Annotated in this window: 20 protein-coding genes; 7 read left to right on the top strand and 13 right to left on the bottom strand. The window is 63.4% G+C overall.

Annotated elements, in window-relative coordinates; all coding sequences use genetic code 11:
• Positions 1-187 precede the first annotated feature (187 nt).
• Positions 188-634, bottom strand: a complete 447-nt coding sequence (locus tag IB265_RS09965; RefSeq protein ID WP_057253765.1) for a hypothetical protein — start codon at positions 632-634, stop codon at positions 188-190.
• A 162-nt stretch (positions 635-796) separates the two neighbouring features.
• Complete coding sequence (locus IB265_RS09960; protein WP_082616045.1) at positions 797-2,434, bottom strand: arylsulfatase; 1,638 nt, start codon at positions 2,432-2,434, stop codon at positions 797-799.
• A 553-nt stretch (positions 2,435-2,987) separates the two neighbouring features.
• On the opposite strand from IB265_RS09960, the gene IB265_RS09955 reads away from it, so the two are divergent.
• From IB265_RS09955 to recX, 3 genes are all read left to right on the top strand, one after another.
• The gene (locus IB265_RS09955; protein ID WP_057253767.1) at positions 2,988-4,217 is read left to right on the top strand and encodes a PLP-dependent aminotransferase family protein; all 1,230 of its coding nucleotides are present in this window, start codon (positions 2,988-2,990) and stop codon (positions 4,215-4,217) included.
• A 270-nt stretch (positions 4,218-4,487) separates the two neighbouring features.
• Entirely contained in the window at positions 4,488-5,258 is a 771-nt protein-coding gene (locus IB265_RS09950) for a siderophore-interacting protein (RefSeq protein WP_057253769.1), read from the top strand.
• A 263-nt stretch (positions 5,259-5,521) separates the two neighbouring features.
• Positions 5,522-6,082 carry a recombination regulator RecX gene (recX, locus tag IB265_RS09945; protein WP_256436637.1) on the top strand — a complete coding sequence of 187 codons (561 nt, stop codon included), beginning with the start codon at positions 5,522-5,524 and terminating at the stop codon, positions 6,080-6,082.
• A gap of 21 nt (positions 6,083-6,103) precedes the next feature.
• Here the strand turns inward: recX and IB265_RS09940 are convergent, their stop codons facing one another.
• Together IB265_RS09940 and IB265_RS09935 are read right to left on the bottom strand one after the other, a co-directional pair.
• Positions 6,104-6,571, bottom strand: coding sequence for a group III truncated hemoglobin (locus IB265_RS09940; RefSeq protein ID WP_057253772.1), 468 nt, complete (start codon positions 6,569-6,571; stop codon positions 6,104-6,106).
• Between the two features lie 151 nt (positions 6,572-6,722).
• Positions 6,723-7,232 (bottom strand): NUDIX hydrolase, encoded by a 510-nt coding sequence (locus IB265_RS09935; protein WP_057253774.1) that lies wholly within the window; start codon positions 7,230-7,232, stop codon positions 6,723-6,725.
• Positions 7,233-7,570: 338 nt separating this feature from the next.
• On the opposite strand from IB265_RS09935, the gene IB265_RS09930 reads away from it, so the two are divergent.
• A complete protein-coding gene (locus IB265_RS09930) occupies positions 7,571-8,002 on the top strand; it encodes a GNAT family N-acetyltransferase (protein WP_112994464.1) in 432 nt (143 codons plus the stop codon).
• A gap of 22 nt (positions 8,003-8,024) precedes the next feature.
• Here IB265_RS09930 and IB265_RS09925 read toward each other — a convergent pair whose 3' ends face one another.
• From IB265_RS09925 to IB265_RS09885, 9 genes are all read right to left on the bottom strand, one after another.
• Positions 8,025-8,366, bottom strand: a complete 342-nt coding sequence (locus IB265_RS09925) for a DUF6616 family protein (RefSeq protein ID WP_057253779.1) — start codon at positions 8,364-8,366, stop codon at positions 8,025-8,027.
• 388 nt (positions 8,367-8,754) lie between these two features.
• Positions 8,755-9,549, bottom strand: a complete 795-nt coding sequence (locus IB265_RS09920) for a DUF1194 domain-containing protein (RefSeq protein ID WP_057253782.1) — start codon at positions 9,547-9,549, stop codon at positions 8,755-8,757.
• A gap of 92 nt (positions 9,550-9,641) precedes the next feature.
• Positions 9,642-10,460 (bottom strand): arginase family protein, encoded by an 819-nt coding sequence (locus tag IB265_RS09915; protein WP_057253784.1) that lies wholly within the window; start codon positions 10,458-10,460, stop codon positions 9,642-9,644.
• 129 nt (positions 10,461-10,589) lie between these two features.
• Positions 10,590-11,474, bottom strand: a complete 885-nt coding sequence (locus tag IB265_RS09910; protein WP_057253786.1) for an NAD(P)/FAD-dependent oxidoreductase — start codon at positions 11,472-11,474, stop codon at positions 10,590-10,592.
• A gap of 195 nt (positions 11,475-11,669) precedes the next feature.
• Positions 11,670-12,104, bottom strand: a complete 435-nt coding sequence (locus IB265_RS09905) for an Rrf2 family transcriptional regulator (protein ID WP_057253788.1) — start codon at positions 12,102-12,104, stop codon at positions 11,670-11,672.
• A gap of 530 nt (positions 12,105-12,634) precedes the next feature.
• Positions 12,635-13,366, bottom strand: coding sequence for a hypothetical protein (locus IB265_RS09900; RefSeq protein WP_192494767.1), 732 nt, complete (start codon positions 13,364-13,366; stop codon positions 12,635-12,637).
• A gap of 72 nt (positions 13,367-13,438) precedes the next feature.
• Positions 13,439-14,362 carry a DMT family transporter gene (locus IB265_RS09895; protein WP_057253794.1) on the bottom strand — a complete coding sequence of 308 codons (924 nt, stop codon included), beginning with the start codon at positions 14,360-14,362 and terminating at the stop codon, positions 13,439-13,441.
• Positions 14,363-14,378: 16 nt separating this feature from the next.
• The gene (locus IB265_RS09890; protein ID WP_057253796.1) at positions 14,379-15,350 is read right to left on the bottom strand and encodes a DMT family transporter; all 972 of its coding nucleotides are present in this window, start codon (positions 15,348-15,350) and stop codon (positions 14,379-14,381) included.
• Positions 15,347-15,922: a TetR/AcrR family transcriptional regulator gene (locus IB265_RS09885; protein ID WP_058327140.1), complete on the bottom strand. Its 576-nt coding sequence runs from the start codon at positions 15,920-15,922 to the stop codon at positions 15,347-15,349. The genes IB265_RS09890 and IB265_RS09885 overlap by 4 nt, the downstream gene beginning before the upstream one ends.
• 305 nt (positions 15,923-16,227) lie before the next feature.
• On the opposite strand from IB265_RS09885, the gene IB265_RS09880 reads away from it, so the two are divergent.
• The 3 genes from IB265_RS09880 to IB265_RS09870 all read left to right on the top strand — a co-directional run bounded on the left by IB265_RS09880 (position 16,228) and on the right by IB265_RS09870 (position 18,789).
• On the top strand, positions 16,228-17,631 hold the full coding sequence (locus IB265_RS09880; protein ID WP_057253800.1) for a DUF1254 domain-containing protein: 1,404 nt from the start codon (positions 16,228-16,230) through the stop codon (positions 17,629-17,631).
• A 173-nt stretch (positions 17,632-17,804) separates the two neighbouring features.
• Complete coding sequence (locus IB265_RS09875; protein WP_057254411.1) at positions 17,805-18,500, top strand: SOS response-associated peptidase; 696 nt, start codon at positions 17,805-17,807, stop codon at positions 18,498-18,500.
• Between the two features lie 10 nt (positions 18,501-18,510).
• The gene (locus IB265_RS09870; protein ID WP_057253802.1) at positions 18,511-18,789 is read left to right on the top strand and encodes a hypothetical protein; all 279 of its coding nucleotides are present in this window, start codon (positions 18,511-18,513) and stop codon (positions 18,787-18,789) included.
• The last annotated feature ends 26 nt before the right edge of the window (positions 18,790-18,815 follow it).

Genomic DNA, 18,815 nt, shown 5'->3' with positions numbered 1-18,815 from the left:
CGGTTCGTCGGTGCCGATCACTATTGCAAACACTGGAATTTCTCTTCGGAAGGCTTGAAGCCATCCGATCCGATCGATCCGCGACTGACGTCCGTGGCGAACGTCGGCCTCGCCGCCAATGTCACCTGATCAGGTGTCACGCCCTGAACTCATGTCAAACAGCCGGCGAGACCGGCTTCTTAACGTCTCACTTGGCGGCCTGGGTGGCGCCGAGGACGTAGCCTCCGTCCCAGTGCCAGATCTGCTTGTCGTCGACCGTGACCTTCACGATCGCCTGGAAACCGGCGAGCGTGCCGCTGCCCGCATGAAACGCACAGGTTCCAAGCGGCGGGCTGGCCGATTCGTAGACGATGCAGTATCCGAGCGCCGAGTCGCCGTTTCCGACGGCGATGACCGCATTGCTGCTGGAGAAGAGCGGATTGGTGATCACCGGTCCGTAGTAGAGGATCTTGGTGCCCGCCGGGATCGCCTCAAGGTTCGATTCCGTGATGGTGCAGAAGCTCGGCGTGTCGCCGGTGAACTGGCTGCACTCCTTGGAGATCTTCAGGGGTTGCGTCGCGGGCGCCGTGGGTGCCGCAAAGGCTGCGGATGCCAGCGCCAGGGTGGCGCCAGCCGACAGGATAAACAGTCTCATGGCCTAGTCCCTCCGGTCGAATGAAGGGCGAAATTCTACTCTTCAGCTCCTCTGTCCGCAATTTCGTTCCTTTGAACTCTCCGGCAACGGGTGCGGCTTCTTCCGCCGCCGCCATCCCGCAGAGGCTGCCCTGCGAGATGGAAGCGGCGAGGGGCATCATGCCTATTGTTTGCCGCCGGTCGAGAGCTTGTCCATCACCTCGTCGAGATTGAAGCTTGCCGGCTTCTGGCGGATCGGGAACTCCCTGAAGCTTTCCAGCCACTTGGCGACCAGCGCCTGCGAGGGCACGAGGATGAAGGCGCGCTCTGCCATCCAGCGGTCGTATTCGAAGGATTCCGGGCCGCGCTCGAAGGGGTCGGCGCGGATGTTGATGATCCAGGGGACGCGAAGGCTGGTGAATTCGCGCTGCCAGACGCCGATGCCGGTGTGTTCCTGGATCTTGAAGTTGACCTTCCAGTCCTGCACCCGGATCGCCACCAGTTCGCCGTCATCGTTCCAGTAGAGGAATTCGCGCCGGGGCGAATCCATCACTTCGCCGCGGAAGAAGGGCATCAGGTTGAAGCCGTCGAGGTGGACCTTGAACGTCTTGCTGCCGGCCTCATAGCCGGTGAGGCACTTCGCCACGATATCCGGCTCGCCCGCGGCGGCGCAGAAGGTCGGGATCAGGTCGTAATGCGAGAACATGTCATTATAGACCGTGTTCGGCTTGATGACGCCCGGCCAGCGGATCAGCATCGGAACGCGATATCCCCCTTCCCAGTTGGTGGCCTTCTCGCCGCGGAACGGTGTCGTACCGCCATCCGGCCAGCTCATCACTTCGGCGCCGTTGTCGGTCGTGTAGATGACGATGGTGTTTTCGAGAACGCCAAGATCCTCGAGCTTCTTGAGCAGCTCGCCGACATGGCCGTCATGCTCCACCATACCGTCGGGGTAGAGACCCTTGCCGGTCTTGCCTTGAGACTCTGCCTTCAGGTGCGTGAAGATATGCATGCGGGTCGAGTTGAAATAGCAGAACCACGGCTTCTGGGCATTGTGCTGGCGGTCGATGAAATCGAGGGCGGCCGCCAGGAACTCGCTGTCGACCGTTTCCATGCGCTTCTTCGTCAGCGCGCCGGTATCCTCGATCCGGCCATCGGCATAGGAGTGGATGACGCCGCGCGGGCCGAAGCGCTTGGCAAATTCCGGGCTCTTCGGATAATCGGGATTTTCCGGCTCCTCCTCGGCATTGAGGTGGTAAAGGTTGCCGAAGAACTCGTCGAAGCCGTGGGCGGTCGGCAGGAACTCGTCCTTGTCGCCCAGGTGGTTCTTGCCGAACTGGCCGGTGGCATAGCCCTGCGCCTTGAGCAGTTCGGCAACGGTCGGGTCTTCCGGCTGCAGGCCGAGATCGGCGCCGGGCAGGCCGACTTTCGTCAGGCCGGTGCGGATCGGCGACTGGCCGGTGATGAAGGCGGCGCGCCCGGCGGTGCAGCTCTGCTCGCCATACCAATCGGTGAAGAGAGCACCCTCATTGCCGATGCGGTCGATGTTGGGCGTGCGATAGCCCATCATGCCGCGGTGATAGATGCTCGGATTGAGCCAGCCGATATCGTCGCCCATGATCATCAGGATGTTCGGCTTGCCGCCGCCGGCGGCAGGCGCTGCTGATTGCTGCGCGTGCGCCGCGGGGGCGGAGACGGTCAGCGCCGCTGCGGCCAATGCACTGCCACCAAGCAGCAGGTCGCGGCGGCTGACACTCAAAAGCGGTTCGTTCTGAGGCTGTCCGTTCTGTTCGGGTTGATCGGATATTGGATGCTTGCTCATGGCATGTCGCTCCATATCGCCAGTGGATCGGGACCTTTGTGCCGCGTCATTGCTGCGATCGGGCCTGCGATCGGATCGAGCCGAGGGCAAATCATGCGGCACGTGAAAGCGCTGCAGCGGCCGTTGACGTCCGTCCGGACAGACGGCGCTGCCATGAAACACAATCGGTGGACGCATGACTGTGCGCCCGGCAGAGGCAGGCGGCAAGAGCGTAACAGTTACGCAGTGGCTTGCTTTGCCCGGGGCCGCGTGGCATTCGGCTTGGACTGACGTAACGTCAGGCCCCGGACGCAACGTGCGAAGAGCCCAAAAAGCCCGAAAAACGCACGGATTTAGGTCAATAATATTGACATAAATTAGCCATCGTGGTCCTGTCGCTTCGCCGTCCAGAGCGTCGCGCTCTCAAGTGGGATCGCTTGAAGTGGAAAGATGCTCTAGAACGAAAATGCCCGAGCGTCCTTTGTGCGTTCACCTGAAAGCACGGCGCTCTACAACGACGCGGGAGAAAGCGGAGAACCGCTTTCCGCACCAATAATCTCTGAGGAAACACCCCATGCTGGATTGGGAACACATCTTCGCGACGCGCTCGAGCCGGATGCGCGCCTCGGAAATCCGCGAACTTTTGAAGCTGCTCGATCGTCCTGACATCATCTCGTTTGCCGGCGGCATTCCCGACCCCGCGCTGTTTCCGGATGCGGAATTCAAGGACGCCTATGCGGAGATCTTCGCAGGCCCGGCCGTTGGCGCGGCGCTGCAGTATTCGGTCAGCGAAGGCTACAAGCCACTGCGCGAATGGCTCGCCAAGCAGATGGAAAAAATCGGCATTCCCGCAGGCGCCGACAACATCTTCATCACTTCGGGTTCGCAGCAAGGCCTCGATTATCTCGGCAAGCTGTTCCTGTCGCCGAACGATACCGCACTCGTCACCTGGCCGACCTATCTCGGTGCGCTGCAGGCCTTCAACGCCTATGAGCCGACCTACGACCAGCTGAACCCGAACGGCAACCGCACGCCGGAAGCCTACCGCCAGGCGGCAGGCGAAGCGGGCGGCCGCGTCAAGTTCGCCTATCTGTCGGCCGATTTCGCCAACCCGACCGGCGAGACCGTCGACCGGGCCGGCCGCGAGCGCGTGCTGGCGCTTGCCGAAGACCTCGACATCGCCGTCATCGAAGACGCGGCCTACCAGTCGCTGCGCTACGACGGCGAGCCGGTGCCGCCGATCCTGGCGCTCGAAATCGCGCGCAAGGGCGACATCAACAACACCCGCACGATCTATTGCGGCTCGTTCTCGAAGACGCTGGCCCCGGGCCTTCGCGTCGGCTGGGTCTGCGCCTCGGAAAAGGTGATCCGCAAACTGGTGCTTCTGAAGCAGGCGGCCGATCTCCATTCCTCGACGATCAACCAGATGGCGATCTGCACGGTTGCCGAGCGCGGCTTCGACCAGCAGGTGGCCAAGATCCACCGGGTCTACAAGCAGCGCCGCAACGCCATGCTGGCGGCGCTCGAAAAGTACATGCCCGAGGGTGTTTCCTGGACGAAGCCGGAAGGCGGCATGTTCGTCTGGGTGACGCTGCCGAAGGGCATGGATGGTGCGGCACTGCTGGCGAAATCGATCGAGACGGTGAAGGTCGCCTTCGTGCCCGGCCGCGCCTTCTTTGCCGACGGCTCGGGCGAAAATACGCTGCGCGTCTCCTTCTCCTGCGCCAACGACCAGATGATCGACGAGGGCATTCGGCGCCTCGGCGATCTCGTCCGCGGCGAAGCGGCGGCGCTGGCTGCCTGAGACGCCAAGCTTCCGGTTCAGAAAAAGAACGCGTCCGCTACGGCGGGCGCGTTTTTCTTTTGGCTGGCGCCACCACGAAGATGTGATCAGGATGACGCATTGATCGGTGCAGGCCCTTCCGGTAGACAGAAGGCGTGACATGACCGGGCGTATCCCGGCCACGTAAGCGTTAACGTCACTCAACGCGTATGATCGAACGGCTTGAAGCGGCTTCGATCTGCGCGACTGTGTCCTGCGGATCGAGGTTTTCGAGCCCCCTAAGGGATGCAAATGGACAATCCTCTCAACTATTCCAACCTTGCTGCGCCGCGCATCGAGCGTGTTCGCCATGAGCTCAGGCGGCGGTCTCTCGTCGTCTCCGGCATCGAGCGTATTACGCCCGGCATGCTGAGGATCACGCTTTCCGGTGAAGATCTCGCGGACTTCGTCAGCCTCGGGGCGGACGACCACATCAAGATCTTCGTGCCCGGCGCCGATGGCACCGTGGAGCACCGGGACTATACGCCCCGGCGCTACGACAACGACGCACGCATCCTGGCGCTCGATTTCGCGCTGCATGAGGCAGGACCCGTGACCGCCTGGGCGATGAACGCTGCGGTCGGCGATCACCTCGAAATCGGCGGCCCGCGCGGTTCGGCGGTCGTCTCTGGAGATTTCCGGCGCTGGCTGCTGATCGGCGACGAAACGGCGCTTCCGGCCATCGGGCGGCGGATCGAAGAGACGCCTGATGGCCACGAGATCACCAGCATCGCCGCTGTCACCGGGCCGGACGAACGGCAGGTCTTCCGCACCGAAGCGGCGCTCACGACCCATTGGGCCTATCGCCCGCTCGATAGGGCGAGCGACCCTTCGGCGTTGCTCTCGGTCGTGCGTTCGCTGAAGCTCGAGCCCGGCACCTTCGTCTGGATCGCAGCCGAGGCCGCGGTGACACGGGCGATCCGCACCCACTTCGTCGAGGAGCGTGGCCTGCCGCTCACCTGGCTCAAGGCCTCCGGCTACTGGGTGAAGGGTAAGGCGGACAGCACCGAGAAGTTCGACTAGCGACCGCGAGAACGGAGGGCCACCGGTTCGAAAGATCCGCGCGGCCCTTCCGTCGCCGCGCCCCTCATGCCCGCGCCCGCCTTTCGGTGCGCTCGCCACCATTCCAACGGAACAACGCCCGCGAAAACTGTGAGCCGGGTTGGCGGCGCAATTGCCTTGTCCGGGAGAGTCAGGTCATTTCGCATTTCAATGCGGCACTGATCCGATCCGTCGGATTGCGATCGGCTGTTGCTGACTGTGGTCACTACCAGGGTAGGGCAGGCTTGGACCTCAACGACGAGACAGAGCAATCGGATCAGCCGACGCCACGCATGTATGCCTGGGCGCGCAATTCCGCGGCCTATCGGCTTCACCGCCAGATGCTGACGGAGAAGCAGCTTTTCGATGCGATCGCGCGCAAGGCGCGGGAGAAGTTCGAGGATATCGGCACCACCCAGGTGGAACTTCTGGCCGCTGCCGCCGTGACCTTCGCCTATGACAATGGCGCGCTCGACGATCAGGCCTATGCCGAGATCAAGACTCGCTCGGGCATGCGCGGCGGCAAGTCGAAGCGGGCGATCGCGCAGAAACTGTCGCAGAAGGGCATCGCGAAAACCGATGTTGCCGCGGCCGTTGCGGAGGCCGACGACCTTTATGCCGCCGTCGTTCTGGCGCGAAAGCGCGCCTTCGGCCCGTTCCGCAAGATCGATCTCGACGAGAAGCGCACGACGAAGGAGCTTTCCGCCTTTGCCCGGGCCGGTTTCAGCTTCGAGCTGGGCAAAAGGGTTTTCGCAATGTCCTTTGACGAGGCCGAGGAAATCCTGATCGCGGGCCGTTTGCTCTGACGGCAGGGCAAGGCCCGGTCGTCACCCGCGCTTCAGCGCGGGGTCGTCGAGGGTGGGATTGTAGAACAGTGAGAGCGTCAGGCTGCGGGCAATGCGCTCGGCCGTTGCCATGAACCAGGCCTTGGCTTCATGGTTGGGCGCGATGTCATCGAGGGTGGTGGAGAAAAGTTCCAGCCATTTCGGGAAGAGATCCGGCGTCATGTTGGCGACGCCGACATGGGCCTGCACCGGCTTGCCGCCATAGGCGCCGTTGCGGAAGGCGACGGCCGACCAGAAGCTCTTCATCTTTTCCATATGCTCCGGCCAGCGGCCCGAAAGCCTGGCGTCGAAGACGGGCCCAAGCTCCGGATGGGCGAGCACGCGCGCGTAGAACGTATCGACCAGATGACCGATGAAAGTCTCGTCGACGCCGATCGCCTTCATCTCGGTTTCCGCCCGTTCGCGGATCGCCGCGACATGGACGGCGCGGCCCTGCAGTTCATCGTTCATCTTATTACCCCGGCTTCGGCCCTCGGCTTTGCCGGCCTCATATAGGCGCTGTTGGCGCCGGCGCCAACGGCCGAACCGCCGATTGCGGCAATCTGTCGTCAATGTGGGGGCGAGTGTTTGCGGTTTGGGCGTGGCCGCAGGAAGCCATCGTTCAGCGCGGCACGAATTCGACCAGCAGTGACTTCAGTTCGATTTCGCGCACACGGCGCGCTGCTTCGTCGGGACTGACCCAGGCAAGAACGCGCTCGCCGCGTTCCTTGAAATCATCCGCCACTTCATCGACTTCGATCTGAAAGATATCGACCACGCAGGGCACGACGTCGCCGTCATCGAGCGATTTCAGGTAGGTGTAGCTGCCGACCGGCTTTTTCCTGACCTTGCCGCGCACGCCGGCTTCTTGCCAGGCCTCGATTTCCGCCGCCTCGTATGGCTTCTTGCGCTTCATCGGCCATCCCTTGGGAATGACCCAGCGACCGCTCTCACGCGAAGTGACCACCAGGATTTCGATGCCGCTGCCATTTTTCGTTGGGCGGAAGCAAAGTGCGGCGATTTGCTGGCGAAACGACCCTGAAAACAGCTTCTCGGGCGATCTTGCAAGTTGTTGCAAGAGCGTTCCGGCCTTGCCGGTCTTTTGCCCGCTGTCCTTCTTGGTCGATTTCATGCGTCCCTTTTCTGTCGCGCCCTTGTTGCGAGCGCCGGCAGTTTCGCGGCGAGATACTAATGGCAACCGCTTGTTACGCGGAAGCGGTGGCGGATGGCAATCCGATGATCGGGCGTGCTTCATCCACCGAATATTTGCCGCCGCGAGGCGCGCAACTGCGCGCGCCAAGCGTCCCACTTCGTAACCGTTACGTACAACTGTCGCCGCGCTAAGGCGCCATCCCCGCCGCCGGCGACCGCTGGCGGCGGGGATGGCGCCCTTTTGGGGCCCGCATTCCATCGTCATTGCGTGGATCGCTCAATCGCCGTAGGTTCCCGCGAAAATTGCGGAACCGGGCCATGCGAATTCGACCTGCGGTCAAGGATGACCATCCGGCGCTCTGTGCGATCGACACCGTTGCGGCGGGCGACCCAACACGATGCGCTGATATCGCCGGCTGGCTGGAAAATGGCTGCTGCCATCTGGTCCAGATCGATGGCGAGGTTGCGGCCTATGGCGTGCTGACCCGCCACTTCTTTGGTCACGCCTTCATCGAGATGCTGATGGTCGGAGCCTCCCATCGCCGGCGTGGTCTCGGCGCGGCGTTGATCGGGCATTTCCAGGCGATGTGCGCCGGCTCAAAACTCTTTACCTCGACCAACATGTCCAACCGCGTCATGCAGGATCTGCTGATCAGGGCCGGTTTTCGGCCGAGTGGCTATATCGACAATCTGGACGAGAACGACCCGGAGATCGTTTTCTACAGCCCTCTCAAGCCGATCGCGAGTTAAGGAAGCGGGACACAGGCAGGACCTATGCGGCTTCGCCGAGCTGCGTAAGGTGGCCGGCAAAATCGATGCCTTTGCCGCCGGCGTTGATCGTGTCGAAATACTCATGCCAGCCGGATTGCGCGATACCCGAAACGAGCGCTTCCAGCGCCGTCGCATCCGGACAGCGCCACACCGCGAAGAAGGTCTGCGAGGCCGCGTGCAGCTTGGACTGGTCGACCTTGCCGAAGGTGATCAGCTCCACGCCGAGCGCCGTCAGCGCCGGCATGGCGGAGCCGATCGCGGTGAAGAACTGCTGGCGTCCCTGCCTTGAAAGGGCAAGCCACGCCGGCTTGGCGCTGTAAAGTTCGGTCAGGTAGTGAGGCATAGTCTGCTTTCGTGTCTGCTTGTCAGTCTGAAATCGGAGTGTTCGGTCGGAGAGCCGTTTCATGCTCCTGCAATTTCAGAGTCAACACGTTGCCTGTTGTTGGCTGTGGATGGAGATCCCGGTCGTTGACTGAAGCGGCGCGCCTGCAACCGCGCTGATGGCGCATAGCGCCGCGTGCCTTAGCTGGCGCACCTGGCCCTCCGTCATGCTCGGGCTTGACCCGAGCATCCAGAACTGTGGCCTGAGTGTTTTACGTTGCGCGCATGGATCCTCGGGTCGAGCCCGAGGATGACGGGTGGGGATGTGGCGGACTAGAGCATCCTGCCTCCAAGCCGCATCACTTGAGGGCAGAAGGACGCTCCACGGCAACAGGGCAGCAAGATTGTGTCTACCGTCCGATCATCCGCTCCTGCATCTCCTCGCCGATGAAGCAATTGTAGCCGCTGCCGGCCTGAACCGGCCGCACGGTGGCCGGCTCCATGCGACTTACCTCCAGGCCGGAGATCTCGGTGATCAGCTTGCGCAGGATGGCGCTGGCGAACTCGCCGCTATCGGACACCTTCACCAGAAACGCACCGTCGCCGCCGATCACGCATTCGCGGTAATAGGCGTCGAGGTCGGGGATGGAGGCTGAGTCCGAGGCTGCGTGTGTTTTCAGCATGATCGGCAGGCCATCGATGACGATGCCGCGGGCGACGGTGGAATTGCGGGCGACCGGCGCCGGGACGCCGGAATTGTTGGGGCCGTCGCCGGAGATATCGATGACGCGGCGGCTGCCCTCGAAGGGGCTGAAATCGAACAGCCGTCGCGTGAACGCAAGGGTGTTGGAGATCGAGGTGAAGGCGATCCGCCGGATCGGTTGCCGACGCAGGAGCTCGGAATATTGCGCCGCCGTGCCGCGACCGTCGATCAGCGTCCAGGGGGTGACCTGCACCGCCGAGCCGCCCCACTCGACATAGGTGACGGCGATGCGGCCGAGCGGGCCGTTCTCGATGGCCTCGATTAGCTCGGGCTCGAGAAAGGCGGCGACATAACCCTGCCGCTGCAGCCGCTGCTCGTCGAGGTCCATGGAGTAGGAGACGTCGACGGCGAGCACCAGTTCGAGATCGACCGATAGCGGCTTGGCGGAGGCGCTTCCGCCGAGCAGACAGGCGCAGGCAAGAAGGACCGATCTGAGCGTCATTGCAGCCGATACCGAACGCAAGCAGGAGGATCATGCTACGCCCAAACCGGCTGTCCGCAATGAGGAGCGTTGGCAGCCTGCCGAGGGCGAGGTCAGCGGCGCAGCTTTTGCAGAAGCGGTTCCAGTGCCTCGATCAACGGTTCAGGCGTCACCGGTTCGCCGCCCTCCGACCAGGCGTTCTGAAACTCTGCGATCTCCAAGCCGACGACTTTGCTCTTGGCAAGGACTTCGCAGGCCGCGCGCAAGTCGTCGAGCGACAGCCCGTCGTCATGCTGATAATCGGTCGGGACGATGCCAGGGTTCAGCACGTCGCAGTCGAGATGGATATAGACAGGCCTGCCGGCGACGGCCTCGGCAAGCTTCTGCGCAAGGTCGGCGCCGGGGCGGATATGCGGGATGTGCCCCACAGCGATGAGGCTAACTTCGAACAGATCGAGGTCGCGCTGCCCGACCAGGACGACATTGCGAACGGAGACACCGTGCCCAAGGCCGGATTTCCAGAGGCCGCACGGCCCCGAAAGCGCCAGCCCGCCGAGATAGCCGGTGCTGCTGGTATCAGGTGTGTTCAGATCGCCATGCGCGTCGAACCAGACGACGACGGCATCGTCATGGTGCCTGGCGACGGCAGGCAGGGTTGCTAGCGACACCGCGCAACGGCTCGTCGCCGCCAGCGAGAACGATCCTTCGGCGTAAACCGCGTCGAAGCGATCCTGCATGCGCCGGAGTGCCGGCATCGCGGCTTCGAGCTCGACCGTCCAATGGCCGTTCAGCGCCGGTTCCGGCTCTCCGATCACGACGGTTTCAAGACCGAGCCTTCGAGCGAGATGGGAGGCGATCGATCGGGCGCCCGGAATGGCCAGGTCATTGTGGTCGCCGGCGCGACCCTGGAAGCAGGTGAGGGCTATTGCCATCGATCACTCCAACTTACGTTCGGACCGAACGAAGCACAGGGGCAGTCGATTTGACAAGGCTGGAAGCCGAACGACGCAGGGCGGATGCGTCCGTTCGGCTTCCACCGCAGGCCCTGCGGTGGCTGCTCTCTATCCGAAAACCAGCGAGCGGTGCAGTTGCGCCCCGGCCCAGGCGCCGTCGCCGACGGCGAGCGAGACGGAGTGGGGAACGCGGCCGACGTCGCCGCAGGCATAGGCGCCGGGAATGGTCGTTTCCTTGGCGGCCGTGGCCCGGATTTGCAGCCCCATCGGTGTTTCCTCGATCTCGCAGCCGAAGCGTTCGGCGATGTCGCTGGCGGGCGTCGTGCGGGTGGCGACGAAGAGGCCGGAGAAGGGCAGGCGGCGGCCGTCTGTCAGCACCACTTCCGCGAGGCCTTCGAGCCTGACGATCGGGGTTTCGTCGATGGTGACACCGCGTTTGACGAGGTCGGCGCGGCCCTCCTTGTCGAGCGCGATGGCGCCATTGGTGAAGAAGGTCACCTTGCCCCATTCGGGAATGAGCTGCGCCTGGTGGATCGACATCGGGCTTGCCGCGATGACCGCGATCTCGCCCTCGTTGAGCTCGTAGCCGTGGCAATAGGGGCAATGGAAGGCGCTTCTGCCCCAGCGCTCGGCCAGCCCCTCGATGTCAGGCAGGCCGTCCTTGACGCCGGTTGCAAAGAGCAGGCGTCGGCCCTCGAAGGACGCACCGTCGGCGGTGGTGACGACGAAGGCGTCCTGCTTGCCGCTGGCGGTCACGGCGCGGCCCTCGATCCAGGTGAGCGTCGGATAGGCGGAGAGCTGCGCCCGCGCGGTTGCGGCGATCTCGCCGGGCGCGATGCCGTCCTGGCCGAGGAAGCCATGGGAGTGGCTGGCAAACCGGTTGCGGCGAATGCCCTCGTCGATGATAGCCACGCGCCGGCGGGCGCGCAGAAGCTGGAGGGCGGCGGCCATGCCGGCATAGCTGCCGCCTATGATGATGACGTCCTGTTGCATCGTTCAAGTCCTTTCGGTTGCGCGCGGACCAGCCCACCGGTTCACGGAACCAGCGCCTCGACCCGAGCCTTTGGGCAATAGAATTCCGGCCGGAAAACCGCGTTTTAAGCGGTTCCGGGAGCCGCTAAATGCGGTTCCGGGAATGCCGGATGTATCGGGATCGATCACGTCATAACGTGGATCGATCGGCTGCTGTCATTGCGATCGAAGCCGGTGCCGCCTTGCGAAATCCTCGGCGAGATCGGCGAGTGTCACATGCGCGAAGCGCTCGAGCAGCAGTGCCTCGGCCTCGGCAAAGGCAGTGTCGAGGGCGGCATTGACCGCCTGCTCGACGAGACATTCCGGCATTTCCTGCCGGTTGCCGATGGCAAAGATCGCGGGTTCGCCGAGCGTCTCATGCAGTTGCCGGAGCGTCACGGTCTTGAGATCGGCGGTGATCGCCCAGCCGCCCGCATGGCCGCGGGCGGAGGAAACGATGCCGGCGTCACGCAGGAAGCCCATGGTGCGGCGGACGACCACCGGATTGGTGCGCATGCAGAGCGCAAGCTCGTCCGAGGTCAAAGGTTCGCCGCGCTCGGCCATGTGGAGAAGCGCGTGCAGAACGGAGGAAAGGCGGCTGTCTTTTTTCATGTAACTTCAATTATTACGAATCGAAGCGTGATGCAAGGGGGGTGTGACGGGCAGCGGGCCTGACGGTGTGGCAAGGCGTTTCTCCAGTCCTCATTCCTGTGCTTGTCACAGGAATCCAGCCGCGCCGCGTCCGCGACGCGAGGGACTTCTTCCCACAAAGCTAGAAGGCATCGCGCCGGGACCGCCTATTACGCCGCGCCGACGCACGGCTGCTGGATCTCTGTGACGAGCACAGAGATGAGGGTGGGTGGGGCTCCCTCACTCCAAACAGCCAGAGAAACTTTGGACGCAACTGACGCCAACAACACCTCCCTCATTCCTGTGCTTGTCACAGGAATCCAGTAGCGCCGCGTCCGCGGCGCTAGGGGCTTCTCCACAAATGTGGGAGTCAGCGCCGGGGTCACATCTCGCGCCGTGCCGACGCACGGCTGCTGGATCTCTGTGACGAGCACCGAGATGAGGGTGGGTGGGGGTCTCTCGTGGCAAGCAGACAGGGCAGCGATGGGGACCATGCTGACCCCAGGCTAGGCCTAAGGCGCCAGATGGATGGCGCCATAGGGGTTGTATTTGAACTCGTCCTCGTCATAGGCATCCACGGGCAGCAGTTTGGCGCCACGGCGCGCCACGACCTTTTCGACACCCTCGGCGAAAACCTCCTCGGCAACGCTGTCGATGATCGCGCTCAGCGCCAGTTCGTCGTCGGACAGGTTTCTTGGCGCGTAGACGTCGGGGATGCCGACCAGATGGAAGCCGATGCTGTAGAGGTATTCGGCGGTGCCGACCGGCCGCTTGCCGAAGGCGAGGCGGCAGGGGCGGGCGAGGGCGGCACCCGTCCAGCCTTCCGCGTCGCGGGCAAGCTGCTGCCATCTGGCAACACCGTGCGCGACGCCGGCGCTCTCGCCCTTGGCGGCCACGATGCCGTTTTCGAGCGTATGAACGACCAGCCGAAGCGCCACGGCCGAAGTCTTGACCGTATCCTCCGCCGTCATCGGCGGGCCGAGCACATAGATGACAGAGCGATGGTCGCCGACAGCCTCTTCGTCGTCTTTAGTCCACGCACCCTTCTGCACGCGATCCCAGCAGACCTCGAAGGACATCGGCATGCGGTCATCCGGCGCGTCCTCGGAAAACGTATAGTCGATCTCGAAGCCGCGGGCGAAACTGTCGATCGCCGACTGGATCATGCCGCACAGCTCGGAGAAGGGCCGCTCTCCGCCGAGCAGGCAGAGCACGTGACGTGGTTTGACTTCGGAAAAGCTCATGGACGTGACCGCTGCCCTGATTGTTTGGTGGAGAGCTTTCGCAAGGACCACCGCAAGATGCAAGCCGTCCTGTCAGCCGAGAACCGGCCGTTGTGCCCGTGCGACGATGATGATGCCGAGAAGCGAGACGGTGAGCCCGGCGGCCATGGCCCAGGAGAGAGGCTCGGCGAACATGACGAAGGCCCAGATCATCGTCACGGGTGGGCTCAGATAGAGGATCGCGGTGACGCGGGCGGGCGAGGACTTCTTGAGCGCCAGGTAATAGAGGCTCCAGGCGCCGAAGGTGGCGATGAAGACCAGCCAGAGGATGCCGCCGACGAAACCCGGATCGAGAACAGGCAGCACGCCGCCTTCGTGCCAGGCGAAAAGGGCAAAGATCGCGGCAGCCGACAGGCACTGGATGCAAAGGCTCTGGTGCACCGGCATGGCGCCTGCCGGGCTGCGTTTCTGCAGAAGTGTGGCCAGCGCCAGCGACAGGGTGCCGAGAACAGGCAGGCCATAGGCCCAGAGCGGAACTTTGCCGAGATCGAGCGACCAGCCGGAGGCGATGAGCACGCCGGTCAGGCCGATGAGGGAGCCGAGCCATTGGCGGGCGTTGAGCGCCTGGCCGAGAATGGGCCAGGAGAGGATCGCGACCGCCAGCGGCAGCATGTCGGCGATCAGCGCCACGAGGCCGGTCGGCACGCCGTAGGAGATGGCGAGCGCAAAGCCGGCGAGATAGCCGGACATGGCGAGTGCGCCGAAGAGCATCTGCGGCGCCGCATTCTTCAGCCGGATTTTCGGCCCGATCGTCAGCGCGAAGGGCAGCAGCAACAGGCCGGAGACGAGGCTGCGCCAGAGCAGGATCAGGAAGATCGGCGCATGGTCGATGGCAAATCGGATGCCGACGAAGCCGGCGCTCCAGGAGACCACCAGCGCCGCTTCGAGCAAGATCAGAATGACGATCGCGGAGAACCGGTTTGCCTGGCGTTGGGGCAGCGCAGCAACGTCGCTCATCTCAAGGCTTCCGGCTTCAGCGGGTGTGGAGCGCCGCGTCGATCGCGGCATCGGATCGCTCAGGCTTGGCGCGGCGATGCCGCCCCGGCACCGGAACGGTCAGGACGAAGAGCGAGCCGACGATCAGGCCGATACCCACCCAGCCCTCGGCCGGCAGGCGCTCGCCGACGATGACGACCGCAAGCACGGCGGCAATGACCGGTTCGAGCAGCGACAGCGTGGTCGCCATGGTGGCCGACACGCGGGCGAGACCATAGGCGAAGAGCACATAGGCGACGAGCACCGGCACGAGCGCCATGTAGACGCCGACGGCGATGTTCGTCCACGACGCGAGCAGCGGCGCGCCGGTGAAGGCGAGCACCGGCAGGAGAGCCACGCCGCCGACGCCGAAGATCGAGCCCATGGCGGCGCGCGGCGGGATGCCCGCCTGCATCAGCCGGCGCGCTACCCAGGAATAGAGCGCATAGAGCAGGCCGGAGACGAGGCCGAGCAGAACGCCGTAAAGGACCGCCGCCGCGTCCTGAGCGTTTCCGCCGCCGTGGCCGGCGCTTTCGGAAAAAGTGAGAAGCACGGCGCCAGCAAGGCCGGCGGCAGCGCCCAGTAGCCAGCGGGTCGTGAGCTTCTGGCCGTCGAAGATGCGCTCGATCAGCGAGGCTGCCAGCGGCGCCGAGCCGATGGAGATGACGGTGCCGATGGCGACGCCGGCGAGGTGCATGGAACTGTAGAAGGCGAGTGGATAGATCGCGACCGAGAGCGAACCGAGGACCAGCATCGGCCATTGTGCAGCGATCCGGCTGCTGCTCTTGACGATCGAGTGCAGCGCCGTCAGCGCCAGGAGCAGGCCGCCGAAACCCATGGCGACGGCGCCGATGCCGAGCGGGCTGACACCTGCGGCAAAGGTGGCAGTGGTGCCGGTCGTGCCCCAGAGGGCGGAGGCGATCAGCACGCAGGCAAAGCCGACGAAAGAAACGGAATTCTGGGAGGTCATAGCTGGTCCATGATGGAGATGGCGATCCTGCGCGCGGATTTCAGCCTGATGTCGTTGCCGTCAAGGCCGGCGCGGGACATCGCGCCTTCGAGCAAGAAGGAGAGATGCTCTGCGGTTTCGTCGATCGCGGCCCCGGCGTCGGGCCGCATCTCGCTGAGATACTGCTTGAACAGCGTTTCGACCTCGTCCTTCTGCAGGGCGACGATGGCGCGGGCGGGGTCACCGACGGAAAGCTCGGCTGCGGCATTCAGCAGCCCGCAGCCGCGGAAGCCCCAGGAGTAAGCCATCTCGGCGTGGTCGACATAGCTATCGAAGATCGCCAGCACCCGGTCTCGCGGCGTTGCCGCGTGTGCCAGGCGCTCACGGTAAAGCTCCTGCCATTCCTTGTGCCGGGCCTCGATATAGGCATTCACCAGATCGGTCTTGGACGAGAAGTTGTTGTAGAGGCTCATCTTGGCGACGCCCGCATGCGCGGTGATTGCATCGATGCCGGTGGCACCGACCCCATCTCGATAGAACAATTCGGCCGCGGCCTTCAGCAGGCGCTCGCGCGCCGGCGCTTTCTCGCTCATCGCTTTCTCCAAAACGTTAGGTAGACCGATCTACCTAATTTGTCCTGATGTCAAGGGCCGGATGTAAGGGGCCGGATGCCAAGGGCGCTATGCCAAGGGCTCAATGCCAAGGCAGTGTCCGGTCTGAGGAGGAGCCGGCGATCACGGGCCTGGTTTTCTGATTTAGGTAACTGTTACGTACTTCCGCGGCGAAAAGGCGGGAGGTCTACTTCCCAGCGGTTCATCGCGGTGGAAAGATGCGGCCTGGCGTCACGCCGCATTGCGTTTCGCGCTTCAGATGGACATTGCCGAAAGTGAGGATCCACATGCTTCGGGTTGCCTTTACAGCGCTTGCGCTCCTTGCCGGAACGGCGAGTGTCGTCGCACAGGACGTTTCGCCGGAAAGTCTTCAGCGCCGCGCCGTCGAGCGCCGGGCGACGGAGGCGGTCATCTGGGGCATGCCGGCGGTCAACGCCGACCTGATGCTGCAGGAGGCGCTTTCGAAGACCAAGGCCAAGGTCAACGAGATCGTCTACTGGTCGCGGCCGGTCAACTGGAAGAACCAGACGCTGACGCCGAACCCGGACGCGATCTACTTCATGTCGTTCTGGAACGTGAAGGACGGACCCATCGTCATCGAAATCCCGCCGGCAGAAGGCGGATCGATCGCCGGCAACATCGTCAATGCCTGGCAGATGCCGCTTGAGGATGCCGGGCCGGAGGGAGCGGACAAGGGCAAGGGCGGCAAGTACCTGATCCTGCCGCCGGACTACATGGGCGAGGTGCCGGAGGGCTTCATTCCGCTTCGCTCGGACACCTTCACAGGTTTTGCGCTGCTGCGCTCTAACCTGAAGAGCCATGCCGACGCCGATATCGAAAAATCGGTCGCCTATGGCAAGAAGATCAAGATCTACCCGATGCCGGTGACCGACAAGCCGCCGGAAACGGTCTTTACAGACGCCTATGATGTGCTGTTCGACAGCACCATCCGCTACGATGCGAGATTCTTCGACAACCTGAACCGCGTCGTGCAGACGGAGCCCTGGCTCGAACGCGACCGGGTGATGATCGATCATCTGAAAACGCTCGGGATCGAGAAGGGCAAGCCCTACCAGCCAAGCGACGAGACGAAGAAGCTTCTCGACGCGGCGGCCGCCGAGGCCAAGGCCGAGCTTTCCGCACGCTATGACGCTGGCTTCCCTGTGATCAACGAGGGCATCCGCTGGTTTCCGGCCGGCCTGCCGGACATGGTGGCGGCCGCCACGGACGCCTATGCCGACCCGAACAGCTATCCGGTCGACGCCCGCGGCGTGACCTACACGCTCGGCTTCACCGGCATCAAGCATATCGGCACGGCGCAGTTCTACCTGACGGCCAACAAGGACAAGGACGGCAACGCCTTCGACGGCAGCGCCAATTATCGCCTCGTCGTGCCGAAGGATGCGCCGGTCAAGCAATACTGGTCGGTGACGGCCTATGACCGCGAGACCCATGCTCTGATCCGCAACATGGACAAGGCAAGTGTCGCCTCGATCGGGTCAGGCGTTCAGAAGAACGCCGACGGCTCGGTCGAGGTCTTCTTCGGCGCCAAGGCGCCAGCGGGCAAGGAGGCCAACTGGGTGCCGGTCGATCCGAGCCGCAAGTTCGAGCTGCTCTTCAGGCTCTACGGCCCGGAAAAGCCGCTGTTCGAAAAGAGCTGGAAGCTGCCCGATGTCGAGAAGATGAAGTGACGCGCTAGAAGAGGGCGCTGGCGCCAAACTTCTTGGAGCCCGGAGAGGGCCATGGGCTACGGCCGTTGACCCGGAGCGGCCGGGCTATACCTTTTGCCTGCGGCTCCGGCGCCTGTTGAATGCGCAAAGCCGATGCTGCCGTTCGTTTTGCCGCCGGTTCCAGAGGAGCGATCATGTGCGGACGCGTCTATCTGAAGACCAATCTCGAGGGATTGCTGCGCGCCTTCGGCTTTGCGACGCGCGGCGGCGTCGAAGCGCTCGCCAACCAGTTTCCGCGCTATAACGGCGCGCCGACGCTGATCTATCCAATCATCATCCGCGACGTGATCCGCGATCCCGATCTCTTCGGCCCGGTCTTCGTTTCGGCGCGCTGGGGGCTGATCCCGAGCTGGACGAAGGATCCGAAGGCAGGGCGGCCGCTCGTCAACGTGCGCAGCGACACGATCGCGACGAAGTTCCGTTCGTCCTATCAGCGGCGCCGCTGCCTGGTGCCGATCGACGGCTTCTTCGAGTGGAAGGACATTCACGGCACCGGCAAGGACAAGCAGCCCTATGCCATCGCCATGAAATCGGGCGAACCCTTCTGCCTTGCCGGCATCTGGGAGACATGGCGCGACCCGGCAACCGACGAAGATATCCGCACCTTCGCGATCGTCACCACCGATGCCAACGCCATGATCGCCGATATCCACGACCGCATGCCGGTGATCCTTCACCCTGAGGACTACGAGCGCTGGCTTTCGCCAGAGCCGGAAGCCCCTGACCTGATGAAACCGTTTCCGCCTGATCTGATGACCATGTGGAAGATCGGCAGCAAGGTGGGCTCGCCGAAGAACGATACGCCGGATATTCTCGATCCGGTGGAGTGAGAGAATCATCTTGCTGAAGAACGAAGACCCCGTTTACGTACTGTACTTGGTCGTACCTGTACTCGCCGCATTTCTGATCCGGGAAACCTATTGGTTCATCTGGTCATTGCGCTTTTACAAAGGCAATGGCTGGGATTTTACCGTCGATTTCGGGCCGAAGATGTACAAGGGAGATTCGACCGATCCTGACTTTGAGATGTCGCCTCGGGAAAAATTACTCTATGGCTATCCTATGGGCATACTTATTTGGGCTACCTTGTTAGCCGGTTTCTCCATCCCTTTGTTCTGAGCGAAACTCCGGTGGACCGAACCAAC

Origin of the sequence: Ensifer sp. ENS10, from assembly GCF_014852025.1 — a bacterium.
Classification (GTDB): domain Bacteria; phylum Pseudomonadota; class Alphaproteobacteria; order Rhizobiales; family Rhizobiaceae; genus Ensifer.
This window is presented reverse-complemented; position numbering and strand designations above follow the sequence as displayed.